We start from the raw sequence: 15,631 nt of genomic DNA, 5'->3' as shown, positions 1-15,631 counted from the left end.
CGGCCGCACCGGCCGGCGCTGCCCGGCCTCAGCGGACGGGCGCCTTCGGGTAGCCTGCGTCGTCGAGCATGCGCATCCAGCGGGCGCCGTCGTAGCCCTTCATCGTCTGCCGGCCGACCGCGATGGCGGGTACTTCTTCGGGCTGGCCGAAGCGTTCGCGGTAGGCGGCGAGTTCCGCTTCGTCATCGACCTTGTGCTCGGTGAAGGGCACGCCGCGCCTCGTCAGCGACTCGCGCGCGGTGTCGCAGTACTGGCCGCAGTTGTCGGCGACGTACAGGTCGATCGGGAACTCTTCCGCCGCCGTGCGCAGCGTGTAGGACGGCGCGGTGTCGGCAGGCGCGCTGCCGAACCGCCGTTCTTCCACCTTGCGCACTTCCGGCGGCGGCGGCCGGTCGGAGTAATTCACCTGGCCCCGCTGGTCCACCCAGCGGTAGGTATCGGTCTGCGCCGTGGCGTCGGCCGCGCCGAGGCCGGCAAGTGCTGCGGCCAGGCCGGCCGCGGCGGAGAAAACGGAAAGCCTGTTCATGTGCGTGCCATGCCGTTGTGACGCAGCAGGGCGTCGACGCGCGGCTCGCGGCCGCGGAAAGCCTTGAAGGATTCGATCGCCGGCCGGCTGCCGCCCACCGCGAGGATCTCGCGCCAGAAGCGGGCGCCGGTCTCGGCGTCGAGCAGGCTGCCCTTGCCCGCGCCGGCCTCCTCGAACGCCTCGAAGGCGTCGGCCGACAGCACTTCCGCCCACTTGTAGCTGTAGTAGCCCGCCGCGTAGCCGCCGGCGAAGATGTGCGAGAAGCTGTGCGGGAAGCGGTGCCAGGCGGGCGGGAACAGTACCGCCACCTCGCGCCGCACCTCGTCGAGCAGCGCCATCACGCGCTCCACCGGCACCGGTCCGGCACCGGCGCCGGGTTCGGAATGCAGCCGCAGGTCGAACATCGAGAACTCCAACTGGCGCACGGTCTGCATGCCGCTCTGGAAGTTCTTCGCCGCGATCATCTTGTCGTACAGCGCGCGCGGCAGCGGTTCGCCGCTGTCGACGTGGGCGGTCATGCCCTGCAGCACGTCCCATTCCCAGCAGAAGTTCTCCATGAACTGGCTCGGCAGTTCGACGGCGTCCCACTCGACGCCGTGGATGCCCGACACGGCGAGGTCCTCCACCCTGGTCAGCAGGTGGTGCAGGCCGTGGCCGCACTCGTGGAACAGCGTCAGCACGTCGTCGTGGCTGAAGGTGGCGGGCTTGCCGCCGACCGCGCCGGGGAAGTTGCACACCAGGTAGGCGACGGGCGTCTCGGTGCCGTGCGGGGTGCGGTGGCGGCTGCGCGCCGAATCCATCCACGCGCCGCCGCGCTTGGTCGGGCGCGCGTGCAGGTCGAGGTAGAAGTGGCCGACGGTGTCGCCGTCCTTCTCGATGCGGAAGAAGCGCGTGTCCGCATCCCAGCTCGGCGCCTCGTCGGGCAGGATGTCGACGCCGTACAGCGCGCGGATCACGCCGAACAGGCCGTCGAGCACCTTGGGCTCGGGGAAGTACTGCTTCACCTCCTGGTCGGAGTAGTCGTAGCGCGACTGGCGCAGCTTTTCGGAGGCGTAGGCGACGTCCCACGGCTGGAGCGGGTCCAGGCCGAGTTCGGCGCCGGCGAAAGCCTTCAGTTCGGCGAGGTCGCGTTCGGCGAAGGGTCTGGCCCTGGCGGCGAGTTCGCGCAGGAAGGCGAGCACCTGGGCCGGCGTGTCGGCCATCTTGGGTACCAGCGATACCTCGGCGAAGCTGGCGTAGCCGAGCATCTTCGCCTCTTCGGCGCGCAGCGCCAGGATGCGGCCGATCAGCGGGCCGTTGTCCCATTCCGGCGCGCCCTGCTCGGAGGCGCGGACGGCGTAGGCGCGGTACATGCGCTCGCGCAGCGCGCGGCTGTCGGCGTACTGCATCACCGGCAGGTAGGACGGCATGTGCAGCGTGAAGCGCCAGCCGGGCTTGCCTTCGGCCTCGGCGGAGGCGCGCGCCAGCGCCCGGGCGTCTTCCGGGATGCCGGCCAGTTCGGACTCGTCGGTGATCAGTTCTTCGTGCGCGTTGGTGGCGTCGAGCAGGTTTTCGGAGAACTTCGCCGCCAGTTGCGACTGCTCTTCCTGGATGTCCTTGAAGCGCGGCTTGAGTTCGTCGGGCAGCTCGGCGCCCGACAGGCGGAAGTCGCGCACCTCGTGGTCGAGGATCAGGCGGCGGGTGGGCGACAGCGCGGCGTACTCGGGGCCGTCGCGCAGCGCCTTGTATTTACGGAACAGCGCGAGGTTCTGCCCGACCTCGGCGAAGAAGCGCGAGACTTCGGGCAGCAGCGCGTTGTAGGTCTCGCGCCACTCCGGCACGTCCATCACGCTGTGCAGGTGGCCGACCACGCCCCAGGCGCGGCCGAGGCGCTCGCCGGCCTCGGTCATCGGCGCGACGAACGTATCCCAGGTGGGCGTGGCGGGGTCGGCGGTCAGGCGCTCGATCAGCGCGCGGTTCTCGTCGAGCAGTTGGCGCATCGCCGGCGCGACGTGTTCCGGGCGGATGTCCGCGAAGCGCGGCAGGCCGGAGAAGTCGAGCAGGGGGTTGCCGGAGGCGGCGGGGGCGGACGTCTGGGTCATGATCTCGGTATGTCTGGGATGCGGGCGTTGCGGGTGCGGCCTATTGTGCCGCAAAAAAAAGCCGCGGGCGCCGCCAGGGCGCCCGCAGGCCGCGTCCGGTCGCGGGCGGTTCCCTTGCGGGAGGCCCGCCCCGGATTCACTCGACGAGGTCGCGATAGGCGTGCCAGGTCGCATGCCCGAGCAGCGGCAGCAGCACGGCCATGCCGATCATCATCGTCGCGAAGCCGATCGCGACCAGCGCCACGATCAGCGCCGCCCAGACCGCCATCGCGCCGAGATTCATGCCGACGGCCCTGGCGCTCGTCATCGCCGCGCTGATGGCATCGACGTCGCGGTCCATCAGCATCGGGATGGAGATCGCCGACAGGGCGAACACCAGCGCGGCCAGCGCACCGCCGACGACCATGTAGGCGACGACGAAGTGGGTGTATTCACCCGACAGGAACACTTCGCGGGCGAAGTGGGACAGTTCCGGCACGTTGCCCTGGTAGAACAGCGCGAACAGGATGGCCGACAGGCGTTCCCAGCTCAGCAGCACGATGGCCAGGAAGAGGCCGAAATACATCAGGCTGTCGCCGTGCCGCATCAGGCCGCGCAGCGAAGCGCCCAGCGATGCCCGCTCGCCGGCGTCGTGCCGGCGCGAGATCTCGTACAGGCCGGCGGCGGCGATCGGGCCGACGAGGAAGAAGCCGGAGATGGCGGCGGTGAAGAGGTAGGGCCGGTCGCTCGCGTAAGCCAGGATCAAATAGCCGAGCGCGGCGAAGAAGACGCCGTACGACAGGCTCGCGCCCAGGTTGTCGCGCATGTCGCTCCAGCCCATGCGCAGCCAGTGGAAGGGACGGGAGCCGCCGACCTGGCGGATGCGTGGCAGGTGGAAGTGGTGCTCCAGCGTGTTCAGCGATTTGTCCATGACAACCTCCGTGCGGTGAGGAACGTCGCCCCGGGCTACCAGCCGCTCCGTGCCCTCGCCCGGGAACGGACTGCGGCTGTGTAACCTGAGAGTAGGACAAGGCGGGATGAGTTCGCCAATGCGTCCCATTGTCGTTTACCATCGACGATGCGCTGCCGCCGGCCATCCCGGCATCCGTGCCCGCCTGCCGCCGTTCAGGTGGAAGCGGCCGCCGGCTTCCAGATGTTGCGGCAGCCCGTCTCGCGCAGGAAAAGCGTCATCAGCGCGCCGAAGAAGGCCGAGGCGGCCAGCAGGGCGATGCCGTGGCGGAAGGTGTCGACCGAATACAGGCGCACGCCGTTGGCGACGGCGCCATCCCAGCCGAAATCCATCAGCGCTCCCACCGCCGGCTGCAGCAGCGCACCGGAGAGAAAGCCGCCCATGTTCGTCACGCTGGTGCTCATGCCCGAGAGCTGCGGCGGATTGACCTCCTTGGCGCAGGCCCAGGTCAGCGAGAAGCTCGCGGTGGCCAGGCCCATCAGCGCGAACAGCGCATAGCTCAGCCCGATGGGCATGCGCACCGCCGACAGCCACACCAGCCACAGCGCGCAGTAGAGCGCGGTGCCCGCCATCAGCACCGGCCGGCGTTTTCCGATCCGGTCGGACAGGCTGCCGATGGCAAAGCAGCCGACGGCGAAGCCGGCGAAATACAGCGACAGATGATTGGCCGCCTGCACCCGCTCGAGCCCGTGCACCTGTACCAGGTAGGGCGTGGCCCACAGCCCGGCGAAGGCGAAGAAGCTGCCGCCGATGCCGAAATTGACCCACACCGCCGGCCAGGTCGCGCGGTTCGACAGTACCCCCATCAGGCCGCCGATGATCGCGGTACGGTCGAAGCGCGGCGCCGGCGCGCCGGCGTTCCGGTTCTCGCGGACGAAGATCCAGCACGCCACGCCGAGCAGCGCGGAAAGCACCGCGGCGCCGAAGAACACACCGCGCCACGAAGTGAGCTGCGCCACCGCCGCCAGCGGCGTGCCGGCGAGCACCGAGCCGAGGTTGCCGAGCAGCATCGACAGGCCGACCAGCGTGGCGAAGCGGCGCTCGTCGAACCAGACGGCGATGAGCTTGAGCATGGCGATGAACACCACCGACACGCCGAGCCCCACCAGCGTGCGCCCCGCCAGCGCCACGTCGAGGTCGGGCGCCATGCCGAACAGCGCACTTCCGGCGCCGGCGATGAGTCCGCCCAGCAGCAGGATGCGGCGCGGGCCGAGCGTGTCCACGAGGATGCCGGTCGGCACCTGCATCAGCGTATAGACGTAGAAGTAGGTGGCGGCCAGCACGCCGAGCGAGGCGGCGCTGGTCTGGAAGGCCGCGGCAAGATCCTGGGCGATGCCGGCAGGGGCGAAGCGATGGAAGAAGGACAGCACGTAGGCGGCGATGACGATGGCCATCGGCAGCATGCGGCCGGAGGCGGGCACTTGCATGGGTTCATGTCTCCCTTGGTTGCGCGGCGGGGCTTCGTGGCGGCTCCTTCGCGCATTTGGTGTTGGTATCGAGTGTTCTTGGTGGTTTTGTCGGGGAAGGCGTGGAGTGTTCCCTGCTGCGTCGCTCGCGGGGGGATCCGGACGCCACGCGGGGTATTCGTTCCGCCGGCTGCAGAACTCGCCCTTCGGGCTCGGACGGTCCTCGCCGGCTCCACGAATACCCCGCATGTCGTCCTTGCCGTGGCGGTATTCAAACACCTGGACGAAGACTTGGAAACCATCGCACGGCGGGCTGGCGGTGGACGGTTGTTGGGGAGGTGCGGGGGTGGGCGTTCGTGAGGGGGATCCGGACGCCACGCGGGGTATTCGTTCCGCCGGCTGCGGAACTCGCCCTTCGGGCTCGGACAGTCCTCGCCGGCTCCACGAATACCCCGCGTGGCGGCCGGTTCAACCGCCCAACCGAAGAGCCTGCGCCCGGTATGCGGTACAAGACCGCGGGCCGGGGAGGGGAGTCAGGCCAGTTTCTGCCCGGTCAGCCGCTCGTACGCCTCGCGGTACTTCGTCGCGGTGTGTTCGATCACGTCGGCCGGCAGTCTGGGGCCGGGGGCTTTCTTGCCCCAGTCCAGGGTCTCGAGGTAGTCGCGCACGTACTGCTTGTCGAAGGACGGCGGGCTGATGCCCTCGCGGTAGCTGCCGGCCGGCCAGAAGCGGGACGAATCGGGCGTCAGCGCCTCGTCGATGAGATGCAGCGTGCCGGCCTTGTCCACGCCGAACTCGAACTTTGTGTCGGCGATGATGATGCCGCGGCCGGCGGCGTATCCGGCAGCCTCGGAGTACAGCGCGATCGCCGCGTCGCGCGCCTGGGCGGCCAGCGCGGCGCCGTCGAGGCCGGGCAGCATGGCGGCGCAGCGTGCCTGGGCCTGCTCGAACGAGATGTTTTCGTCGTGGTCGCCGGCCTCGGCCTTCGAGGCCGGGGTGAAGATCGGCGCCGGCAGCCTTGCCGCCTGCCTGAGGCCCGCGGGCAGGGCGATGCCGCAGATCGCGCCGGTGTCCTGGTAGTCCTTCCAGCCCGAGCCGATCACGTAGCCGCGCACCACCGCCTCGATCGGCAGCGGCTGCAGGCGCTTGACCACCAGCGCGCGGCCGCGCACCTGGTCGCGCTCGCCGGCGGCGACCACGGTTTCCGGGTCGATGCCGGTGAGCTGGTTGGGGATGATGTGGCCGAGCTTCGCGAACCAGAAATTCGCCATCGCGGTCAGCACGCGGCCCTTGTCCGGGATGGGATCGGGCAGGATGACGTCGAAGGCCGACAGGCGGTCGCTGGTGACGATCAGCAGCTTGTCGGCGTCGACGGCATAGATGTCGCGCACCTTGCCGCGGCCGAGCAGCGGGAGGCTCTTGATGGTGGATTCGAAAAGCGCAGTGGCCACGGGGAAGCTCTCGTTGGGCAAAGCGCGATTATAGGCCACCGCCCTTTCAATGCTCCGCCGCGCCGTCCCCGGTGTCGAGCAGCTTGCGCATGCGGCGCAGGCCGAGGGCGACGATGCCGGCGATGACCGGGATCGACGCCGCGGTGAGGACTTCCGGCGTCAGCGGCTCGATCAGGTGCTTGGCCCCCTTGGCCATGTAGTTCACCAACTGCGACGCATAATAGGTGATCGCCACCACCGACAGGCCCTCCACCGTTTCCTGCAGGTGGAGCTGGATCTTGGCGCGGCGGTTCATCTGCGCCAGCAGTTCCTGGTTCTGGCGTTCCAGTTCGATGTCGACCCGGGTGCGCAGCAACTGCGAGTTGCGGGCGATCCGCGCCGACAGGTCGTCCTGGCGGCGGGCGATGGAGGCGCAGGTGTCGATGGCTGGCATCAGGCGCCGGTCCATGAATTCCCCGATCGGCGAGAAACCGGGCAGGCGCTGCTCGCGCAGGTCCTCGATGCGCTGGCGCACCAGCCGGTAGTAGGCGGCGGCGGCGCCGAAGCGGAAGGTGGTGCGCGCCACCGAGCGCTCCACGTCGGCCGCGAGCCGCGACAGGCGGGCGAGCACCGCGCGGTCGTCCTCGGCGGTGCGCGCCTGGCCCATGCCGTCCATCAGATCGGCCAGTTCGTCTTCGGCGCGCGACAGCAGCCGTCCCACCTGCTTCGCCACCGGGAAGGCGAGCAGGGCCATCACGCGGTAGGTCTCGATCTCGACCAGGCGCTGCGCGATGCGGCCCGCCTGGCGTGGCGTGAGATGGTCGTCCAGCACCAGGAAGTGGGAGAAGCCTTCGTGCAGGTGGAAGTCGGTCAGCACCCAGCCGGCGCCGTCGGCCACCCGGGAGGCCACCAGTGCCTGGCCACGCGGGGATTGCTGGTGCAGCGCCGTTTCCGGCGGCACGTCGGCGGTGCTGCGCACCTCGATGTGGGTGGCGGCGATCAGCAGGCCGGGAATCGCCTTGCGCCAGGCGGCGGGCACGTGGAGCAGCGCATAGTCGCCGGCTGCGTCGGTGGGGTCGATGCGGCGGAAGAAGCAGTAGCTGGAGAACTCGTTGTGCCGCTCCCACTTCAGCCGGAAGCCGCCGGCTTCGAGCAGCACGTGGCCGGAGCCGGTGTCCGGCGCGGGCCGGCCCATCTGTTCCGCCAGCGAGCGCAGGTGGTCCGCTTCGCGTTCCGCGCTGCCCTCGTGATGGACGAAGGCGAGATAGGTGACGAATTCCGGCGTGTCGAGCGCGACCGGCGGCCGGGCGTGGACTTCGTCGCTGAGGGTCTGGCGCAGGGGGTGCTGTTCGAACGAGGGCATGGCGTCGCCGAGGGCGCCGCGACGCCCCGCATGGTATTGGGGAGGCCGCATTCTTGCCCACCGTTTCCAGCACTGACAAGCGCGAAGGGCAGGGCGATCGCCCGAGGGCTCTGTCGGCCGTCGGCCTGGCGTCGCGGCAGGTCCGGTGGCGGGAGATGCGTGCAGCGGACGAGCACTGTCCGAGTCCCGAGCGAAGCGAGGTCGAGTTGCGCAGGACGCGGAGCGCATCCCCCGCCACCGGACCGGATGCCGGGCGATCGATCATGCGCGCGCCCAGCGTGGGAAAGGCGAAGGCGTGCGACCAGCAAGACACCGGGAGCGCCAGTCGGCGCCCCGGTCCTCGGTCCGGCCCGCGTTCAGGACGGCTGGGTGGCCGGGCGCACGTGCAGGTGCGCTTCGACTTCGTCCAGCACGGTCTCGGGCTCGTCGGCTTCGAGTTCGGTCTCGTTGTTGAGGTGGGCCTGCAGGCGGTCCTCGTCGAGGTCCTTGCACCACTTGGCCACCACCACCGTCGCCACCGTGTTGCCGATCAGGTTGGTCAGCGCGCGGGCTTCCGACATGAAGCGGTCGATGCCCAGGATCAGCGCCAGGCCGGCCACCGGGACGCCGCCCACCGCGGACAGCGTGGCCGCCAGCACGATGAAGCCGCTGCCGGTGATGCCGGCGGCGCCCTTGGACGTGAGCAGCAGCACCAGCAGCAGCGTGATCTGCTGGGTGAGGTCCATCGGCGTGTTGGTGGCCTGGGCGATGAACACCGCCGCCATCGTCAGGTAGATCGAGGTGCCGTCGAGGTTGAACGAGTAGCCGGTGGGCACCACCAGGCCGACGGTGGATTTCTTCACGCCGAGGTTTTCCAGCTTGGCCATGAGGCGCGGCAGGGCGGATTCCGACGACGAGGTGCCGAGCACGATCAGCAGCTCTTCCTTGATGTAGCGGATCAGCTTCACCACCGAGAAGCCGTGCAGGCGGGCGATGGTGCCGAGCACGCCGAAGATGAAGATCAGGCAGGTGGCGTAGAAGGTGCCCATCAGCATGCCGAGCTGGGCCAGCGCGCCGACGCCGTGCTTGCCGATGGTGAAGGCCATCGCGCCGAAGGCGCCGATCGGGGCGACCTTCATGATGTAGCCGACGATACCGAACAGCACGTGGGAGAACTTCTCGATCATGTCAAACACGAGCGTGCCGCGGCCGCCGAAGCGATGCAGCGCGAAGCCGAACAGCACCGAGAACAGCAGCACCTGCAGGATCTCGCCCTTGGCGAAGGCATCCACGACGGTGGTCGGGATCACGTGCAGCAGGAACTCGGTGGTCGTCTGCATCTTGCCCGGCGCGGTGTAGGCGGCGATCGCCTTCGTGTCCAGCGTGGCCGGATCGACGTTCATGCCCGCGCCCGGCTGCACGACGTTGACGATGATGAGGCCGACCACCAGCGCGATCGAGCTGACGATCTCGAAGTACAGCAGGGCGAGGCCGCCGGTCTTGCCGACCTTCTTCATGTCCTCCATGCCGGCGATGCCGACGACCACGGTGCAGAAGATGATCGGGGCGATGATCATCTTGATCAGCTTGATGAAACCGTCGCCGAGCGGCTTCATCGCCGCGCCGGTCTCGGGATGGAAATGGCCCAGCGCCACGCCGATGATGATCGCGACGATCACCTGGAAGTACAGCGAGCGGAAGATCGATTTACGGATCATGGATGTCTCCTCCTTTGAAGGTGGGGCGGATTATTTCCGGGCCCCCGCCGCGCGGAAATTGTGAACATCCACACTGTGGAAACTACGCATTTCTACAGGAACGCCTCGCCGGCATAGCCGCGGGCGCCGGCCGACGCCTGCAGGATCACCGGGCTGGCGGTGGCCTCGGCGGCGAGCATGATGGCCTGGATCTGTTCCATGTTGTTGATGTTGAAGGCCGGTACGCCGTAGCCGTGTTCGGCGGCGTGGTCCAGCAACTGGCGAAGGGCGATCATGGCCATGGAAATTCTCCTTCGGGCGGGGTGGGAATGGAGGGGCGTGCGGGCGGGCGCGCTCAGGTGGGTTGCGGTTCGTTCTCGAATTCGGGCACCGGCCCGATGCGCCGGCTGCCCGGCCGCGCGCGTGCCTTCAGCGCGGCGACGGCGGGCAGTTCGCGGCCCTCGAGGAATTCGAGGAAGGCGCCGCCACCGGTGGAGATGTAGTCGATGCGGTTTGCCACGCCGAAGCGGGCGATGGCCGCCAGCGTGTCGCCGCCGCCGGCGATGCTGAACGCCCGGCTCGCGGCCACCGCGCCGGCCAGCGCGGCGGTGCCGGCGGCGAAGGGCTCGAGTTCGAACACGCCGACCGGCCCGTTCCACACGATGGTGCCGGCGCGCTCCAGCAGTTCGGCGAGCGAGCGCCGGCTGTCGGGGCCGATGTCGAGGATCATCTCGTCGCCGGCCACCGCGTCGATGGGCAGGCAGCGGGTGCGCGCATCGGCGGCGAAGCGGTCGGCGGCGATCACGTCTTCCGGCAGCCAGGCCACGCCGTCGTGCGCGGCGAGCCGGCGCTCCACCGCGCGTGCGGCATCGGCCAGGTCCGGCTCGTACAGCGAGCGCCCCACCGGGTAGCCGCGCGCGGCGAGAAAGGTGTTGGCGATGCCGCCCCCCAGCACCAGCACGTCGACCTTGCCGGCCAGGCTCTCGAGGATGGTGAGCTTGGTCGACACCTTGGAGCCGGCCACGATCGCCGCCAGCGGCCGTGCCGGCTGTGCCAGCGCGCGGCCCAGCGCGTCGAGTTCGGCGCTCATCAGCGGCCCGGCGCAGGCCACCGGCGCGGCCAGCGCGAGGGCGTGGAGCGTGCACTCCCTGCGGTGCGCGGTGCCGAAGGCGTCGTTCACATAGACGTCGACGAAGCGGGCGATGCGCGCGGCCAGCGCCGCGTCGTCGGCCTTCTCGCCGACGTTGCCGCGGCAGTTCTCCAGCAGCACGACGTCGCCGGGGCGCACGCCGAAACCGCCATCCACCCAGTCGCGCACCAACGGCACCGGCCGCCCGAGCAGGTCGCCCAGGCAGGCGGCCACCGGCGCCAGCGAATCGGCTGGCGTCAGCGCGCCTTCCAGCGGGCGGCCCAGGTGCGAGGTGATCATCACCGCCGCCCCTGCCTCCAGGCAGGCGAGGATGCCGGGCAGGGCGGCGCGGATGCGGGTGTCGTCGGCCAGCGTGCCGTCGGCCTTCAGCGGCACGTTGAAATCGGTGCGGATGAAGACGCGCTTGCCGGCGAGATCCACGTCGGAAAGGCGGAGAAAGTTCATCGGAGTCTCCTTGGACGGTCGAAATGGGTGGCGCCGGTCGGCGGCGCAAGAGGCGAAGGCGGTCTTCCGCACGAGGGGCGAAGCGCCCGCCGGCGGGCGTGCTGCCGTAACGGTGCGGCAGCGGCAGGCCGCGGCCGTCAAGGCGCCGCGAGCAATGCCCTGGCGCGCGCGAGCACCGCCCCGGCGGTGAAGCCGAAATGCCGCAGCAACTCGTCCGCCGGCGCCGATGCGCCGAAACGGTCGATTCCGACGACTGCGCCGGGCGCACCGGCGAGGTACTTCCACCAGCCGTCGCTGCGCGCCGCCTCGATCGCGAGCCGCGGCACGCCGGCCGGCAGCACCGCGGCCCGGTAGTCGTCCGGCTGGCGGTCGAACACGCTGGTGCAGGGCATGGACACCACCCGCACCGCGACCCCCTCCGCCTGCAGCGCCAGCCGCACCTCCATCGCCAGCGCCACCTCCGAGCCGGTGGCGATGATCACCAGCACCGGGTCCGCGGCATCGGCGAGCACGTAGCCGCCGCGCGGGATCGCCTGCAATGCCGCATCGTCGCGTGGCTGGTGCGGCAGGTTCTGGCGCGACAGCGCGAGCAGGGTGGGGCCGTCCCGGCGGGCGACCGCCGCATGCCAGGCCGCCTGCGTCTCGACCGCATCGCAGGGCCGCCAGACGTCGAGATCCGGAATCAGCCGCAGGCTGGGCAGATGCTCCACCGGCTGGTGGGTGGGGCCGTCCTCGCCGAGAGCGATCGAATCGTGCGTCATCACGTGGATCACGCGCTGCTTCATCAGCGCGCTCATGCGGATGGCGCTGCGCGCGTAGTCGGAGAACACCAGGAAGGTGGCGCCGAAGGGGATGAAGCCGCCGTGCAGCGCGATGCCGTTCAAGGCCGCGCCCATGCCGAATTCGCGCACGCCCCAGTTGATGTGGCGCCCCGGCTGGTCGGCGCGCACCGCGCCGCAGCCCGGCCAGTCGGTGAGGTTGGAGTGGGTGAGGTCGGCCGAACCGCCGAGCAGCTCGGGCAGGGCGCCGGCCAGCCGGCCGATCGCGAGCTGGCTCGCCTTGCGGCTGGCCATCGTGGCCGCCTCGTCATGGACGCCGGCGACCAGCGCATCGGCCAGCACGGCGAATCCGCCCGGCAGTTCGCCGCGCATGCGGCGGCCGAATTCCGCGGCAAGTTCCGGATACGCGGCGGCGTAGGCGGCCATGCGTGCCTTCCATTCTTCATGGCGCGCATGGCCGTCCGCGTGCGCGTCGAGCGCGGCGCGCACTTCGTCGGGCACTTCGAACGGGCCGTGGTGCCAGCCCAGCGCGGCGCGCGTCGCCGCCGTCTCGGCGGCACCCAGCGGTGCGCCATGCACGTCGGCGCTGCCGGCCTTCGCCGGGCTGCCCCGGCCGATGGTGGTGCGGCAGCAGATGAGCGTGGGGCCGGCGTCCCTGCCGGCGTTGTCGAGCGCCTGGCGGATGGCGTGGTCGACCGCCTCGACGTCGTGTCCGTCGACCGCCGGGATGACGTTCCAGCCGCAGGCGCGGAAACGCGCCGGGGTGTCGTCGCCGAACCAGCCGGCGACGTCGCCGTCGATCGAGATGCGGTTGTCGTCCCAGAAGCAGATCAGCCTGGAGAGCCGCTGCACGCCGGCGAAGCCGGCCGCTTCGTGGCTGATGCCTTCCATCAGGCAGCCGTCGCCGACGAAGACCCAGGTGCGGTGGCCGACGATGGTGTGGCCGGGGCGGTTGAATTCGGCGGCGAGCAGTTTTTCGGCCAGGGCCATGCCCACGGCGTTGGCGAGGCCCTGGCCGAGGGGGCCGGTGGTGGTTTCGACGCCGGTGGTGTGGCCGGTTTCGGGATGGCCGGGGGTGAGGCTGCCGAACTGGCGGAAGCGCTTCAGTTCTTCGAGCGGGAGGTCGTAGCCGCTGAGGTGGAGCAGGGCGTAGAGCAGCATGGAGCCGTGGCCGTTGGACAGCACGAAGCGGTCGCGGTCGGGCCAGGCTGGGTCCGCGGGGTCGTGCCGGAGGTGCCGCGTCCATAGCGCGACGGCGATTTCGGCCATGCCCATCGGCATGCCGGGATGGCCGGACCTTGCGGCTTCGACGGCGTCGATGGCGAGAAAGCGCAGCGCGTCGGCACATAGTGTGTCGATGGCTGCCTGGGTGAATCGCATGTTCATGTCGTGGTCCTGATAGTCAAATCCGGGGTGAGGGACGAAACATCGAAGTTCCGGCACGGGGTTCCGGCGCAAGGTTTCCCGACGCGGCCAGCGAGGCGTGCGGGGTGTTCCTGGAGCAGCCGAGGACTGTCTGAGCCGAGCGCAGCGAAGGCGCTCATTTGCCAACCCTCCGCCGCGCCGCGTAGCGGCAGGCTGCGGAAGGAACACCCCGTGCGCCTCGCATTTCGTGAGACGCGGCGTGGGCGGCGGTGGTGTTTTCAACCGTCGAGAATCGACTCCCTGCGCCTTGAACCCGCGGAGCAGCCGGGGTATTCGCTCCGCGGGCTGCGGAACTCGCCCTCGCTTCGCTCGGGGCTCGGACAGTCCTCGCCCGCTCCGCGAATACCCCCGACTACTCCGCTGGACGCCCGAGGGGCTCATTGGGCGGGGCGGGGGCCTGCGCCTCTTACTGGTTCAGCGCCTTCTTCCTGCGTTCGATCAGGCGCCAGATGAAGGGCGTGAAGATCAACTGCATCGCCAGCTCCATCTTTCCGCCTGGTACCACGATGGTGTTGGCGCGGCTCATGAAACTGTTGTGGATCATGTTCAGCAGGTAAGGGAAATCGATGCTCCTCGGATTGGCGAAGCGGATCACCACCATCGATTCGTCCGGCGTCGGGATCGAGCGCGCGATGAACGGATTGGACGTATCCACCATCGGCACGCGCTGGAAATTCACATGCGTGCGTGCGAACTGCGGGCAGATGTAATGCACGTAGTCGTGCATGCGGCGCAGGATGGTGTCCGTCACCGCCTCGGTCGAATAACCGCGGGTGCTCTTGTCGCGGTGCAGCTTCTGTATCCACTCCAGGTTCACCACCGGCACCACGCCGATCAGCAGATCGACGAAGCGCGCCACGTCGACCTCCTCGTGCTTTACCGCGCCGTGCAGGCCCTCGTAGAACAGCAGGTCGGTGCCGGTGGGCAGTTCCCCCCACGGGGTGAAGGTGCCGGGCTCCTGGCCGTAGGCTTCGGCCTCCTCGGCGCTGTGCAGGTACTTGCGCCGCATGCCGCCGCCGGTCTCGGAGTAGGCGCGGAACAGGTTCTCCAGTTCGCGGAAGAGATTGGCCTCCGGGCCGAAGTGGCTGAGCTGGCAGGCGGCCTGGGCTTCGCATTCGGCGAGCTTCTCGCGCATCGTCCTGCGGTCGTAGGCGTGGAAGCTGTCGCCCTCGATCACCGCGGCGGTGACGCCGTCGCGGCGAAAGATCTCTTCGAAGGTGCGCTGCACGGTGCTGGTGCCGGCGCCGGACGAGCCGGTGATGGCGATGATGGGATGGCGTTCGGACATGATGGTCTCTCCCGTCTGGGCGGCTACTGGCTGAGTTCGGCGTCGCGGAACAGCGAGCGGCTGTGGAAAAGCGGCTGTTCGGGCAGGTCGTCGTCGGGCCGGCGTTCGCGGTGGTAGCGCTCGATGCGTTCGACTTCCTCGCGCGAGCCGAACACGAAGCCGATGCGCTGGTGCAGCGCCTCGGGCTGCACCTCGAGGACGGGCCGCACGCCGGTGCTGGCGCGGCCGCCGGCCTGCTCGACGATGAAGCCGACCGGATTGCATTCGTACAGCAGGCGCAGCCGGCCCGGTCTGGCGGGGTCCTTGCGGTCGCGCGGGTAGAGGAACACGCCGCCGCGCATCAGGATGCGGTGGGTCTCGGCCACCAGCGAGGCGATCCAGCGCATGTTGAAGTCGGCGCCGCGCGGGCCGGTGCGGCCGGCGAGGCATTCGTCCACGTAGCGGCGCACCGGGCTCTCCCAGAAGCGTGCGTTGGAGGCGTTGATGGCGAACTCGCGCGTCGTCTCCGGCACGCGGATGTCGGGATGGGTGAGGTAGAACTCGCCGATGATGGGGTCGAGGGTGAAGCCGGCGACGCCGTTGCCGACCGTCAGCACCAGCATCGTCGAGGGGCCGTAGATCGCATAGCCGGCGGCCACCTGGCGGGTGCCGGGCTGCAGGAAATCGGGCTCTGTCGCATCGGCGCCGGGGATCGGTGCGCGCAGGATGGAGAAGATCGAGCCGACCGCCACGTTGACGTCGATGTTGGAGGAGCCGTCGAGCGGGTCGAAGGCGAGCAGGTACTTGCCGCGCTGGTCGCTGGCCGGCAGCGGGATGGGCGCTTCGTTTTCTTCCGACACCATGCCGGCGAGGTCGCCGCCCCAGTGCGTGGCGCGCAGGAAGATCTCGTCGGCGAGGACGTCGAGCTTCTTCTGTTCCTCGCCCTGCACGTTGGTGCTGCCCTGGCCGCCGAGCACGCCGGCGAGCGTGCCGTGCGCCACCGCGCGCGAGATCGCCTTGCACGCCTGGGCGACCTGCAGGATCAGCGCGTTGAATTCGCCCGTCGCTTCCGGGTTGCGGCGGCGGTGTTCGATCAGGTATTCGGTGAGGGTGCTGCGGTCGAGGCTGAACATGG

General features: G+C 69.6%; 11 protein-coding genes and 1 pseudogene. All 12 read right to left on the bottom strand.

The annotated features are described in order from the left end of the window. Positions 1-28 precede the first annotated feature (28 nt). Positions 29-526, bottom strand: coding sequence for a glutaredoxin family protein (locus CCZ27_RS13945; protein WP_096449100.1), 498 nt, complete (start codon positions 524-526; stop codon positions 29-31). Then, positions 523-2,607 carry a M3 family metallopeptidase gene (locus CCZ27_RS13940; protein ID WP_096449098.1) on the bottom strand — a complete coding sequence of 695 codons (2,085 nt, stop codon included), beginning with the start codon at positions 2,605-2,607 and terminating at the stop codon, positions 523-525. The genes CCZ27_RS13945 and CCZ27_RS13940 overlap by 4 nt, the downstream gene beginning before the upstream one ends. A gap of 136 nt (positions 2,608-2,743) precedes the next feature. Then, entirely contained in the window at positions 2,744-3,517 is a 774-nt protein-coding gene (locus CCZ27_RS13935; RefSeq protein WP_096449096.1) for a DUF2189 domain-containing protein, read from the bottom strand. 194 nt (positions 3,518-3,711) lie between these two features. Then, positions 3,712-4,983 carry an MFS transporter gene (locus tag CCZ27_RS13930; RefSeq protein ID WP_096449094.1) on the bottom strand — a complete coding sequence of 424 codons (1,272 nt, stop codon included), beginning with the start codon at positions 4,981-4,983 and terminating at the stop codon, positions 3,712-3,714. Positions 4,984-5,495: 512 nt separating this feature from the next. Further along, positions 5,496-6,413, bottom strand: coding sequence for a phosphoribosylaminoimidazolesuccinocarboxamide synthase (locus tag CCZ27_RS13925; RefSeq protein ID WP_096452580.1), 918 nt, complete (start codon positions 6,411-6,413; stop codon positions 5,496-5,498). Between the two features lie 46 nt (positions 6,414-6,459). Further along, entirely contained in the window at positions 6,460-7,755 is a 1,296-nt protein-coding gene (locus CCZ27_RS13920) for a DUF3422 family protein (RefSeq protein ID WP_096449093.1), read from the bottom strand. A 356-nt stretch (positions 7,756-8,111) separates the two neighbouring features. Then, positions 8,112-9,452, bottom strand: coding sequence for a dicarboxylate/amino acid:cation symporter (locus tag CCZ27_RS13915; RefSeq protein ID WP_096449091.1), 1,341 nt, complete (start codon positions 9,450-9,452; stop codon positions 8,112-8,114). A 95-nt stretch (positions 9,453-9,547) separates the two neighbouring features. After that, positions 9,548-9,733 (bottom strand): annotated as a pseudogene (locus CCZ27_RS13910) (class II fructose-bisphosphate aldolase); the annotation flags it as partial. 53 nt (positions 9,734-9,786) lie between these two features. Beyond that, a complete protein-coding gene (locus CCZ27_RS13905) occupies positions 9,787-11,025 on the bottom strand; it encodes a phosphoglycerate kinase (protein WP_096449089.1) in 1,239 nt (412 codons plus the stop codon). 137 nt (positions 11,026-11,162) lie between these two features. After that, a complete protein-coding gene (gene tkt, locus CCZ27_RS13900) occupies positions 11,163-13,190 on the bottom strand; it encodes a transketolase (RefSeq protein WP_096449087.1) in 2,028 nt (675 codons plus the stop codon). A gap of 445 nt (positions 13,191-13,635) precedes the next feature. Next, complete coding sequence (locus CCZ27_RS13895; protein WP_096449085.1) at positions 13,636-14,517, bottom strand: phosphoribulokinase; 882 nt, start codon at positions 14,515-14,517, stop codon at positions 13,636-13,638. 23 nt (positions 14,518-14,540) lie between these two features. After that, positions 14,541-15,629, bottom strand: a complete 1,089-nt coding sequence (locus CCZ27_RS13890) for a class 1 fructose-bisphosphatase (RefSeq protein ID WP_096449083.1) — start codon at positions 15,627-15,629, stop codon at positions 14,541-14,543. Positions 15,630-15,631 lie beyond the last annotated feature (2 nt).

Source organism: Thauera sp. K11 (genome assembly GCF_002354895.1).
Lineage (GTDB): Bacteria > Pseudomonadota > Gammaproteobacteria > Burkholderiales > Rhodocyclaceae > Thauera > Thauera sinica.
Note: the sequence above shows the minus strand (reverse complement) of the source record. Positions and strands in the feature narration are given on the sequence as shown.

Coding starts and splice junctions, on each gene's coding strand:
- CCZ27_RS13920 (WP_096449093.1), bottom strand. CDS start 7,755: ATGCCCTCGTTCGAACAGCACCCCCTGCGCCAGACCCTCAGCGACGAA.
- CCZ27_RS13930 (WP_096449094.1), bottom strand. CDS start 4,983: ATGCAAGTGCCCGCCTCCGGCCGCATGCTGCCGATGGCCATCGTCATC.
- CCZ27_RS13945 (WP_096449100.1), bottom strand. CDS start 526: ATGAACAGGCTTTCCGTTTTCTCCGCCGCGGCCGGCCTGGCCGCAGCA.
- CCZ27_RS13905 (WP_096449089.1), bottom strand. CDS start 11,025: ATGAACTTTCTCCGCCTTTCCGACGTGGATCTCGCCGGCAAGCGCGTC.
- CCZ27_RS13890 (WP_096449083.1), bottom strand. CDS start 15,629: ATGTTCAGCCTCGACCGCAGCACCCTCACCGAATACCTGATCGAACAC.
- tkt (WP_096449087.1), bottom strand. CDS start 13,190: ATGAACATGCGATTCACCCAGGCAGCCATCGACACACTATGTGCCGAC.
- CCZ27_RS13940 (WP_096449098.1), bottom strand. CDS start 2,607: ATGACCCAGACGTCCGCCCCCGCCGCCTCCGGCAACCCCCTGCTCGAC.
- CCZ27_RS13915 (WP_096449091.1), bottom strand. CDS start 9,452: ATGATCCGTAAATCGATCTTCCGCTCGCTGTACTTCCAGGTGATCGTC.
- CCZ27_RS13935 (WP_096449096.1), bottom strand. CDS start 3,517: ATGGACAAATCGCTGAACACGCTGGAGCACCACTTCCACCTGCCACGC.
- CCZ27_RS13895 (WP_096449085.1), bottom strand. CDS start 14,517: ATGTCCGAACGCCATCCCATCATCGCCATCACCGGCTCGTCCGGCGCC.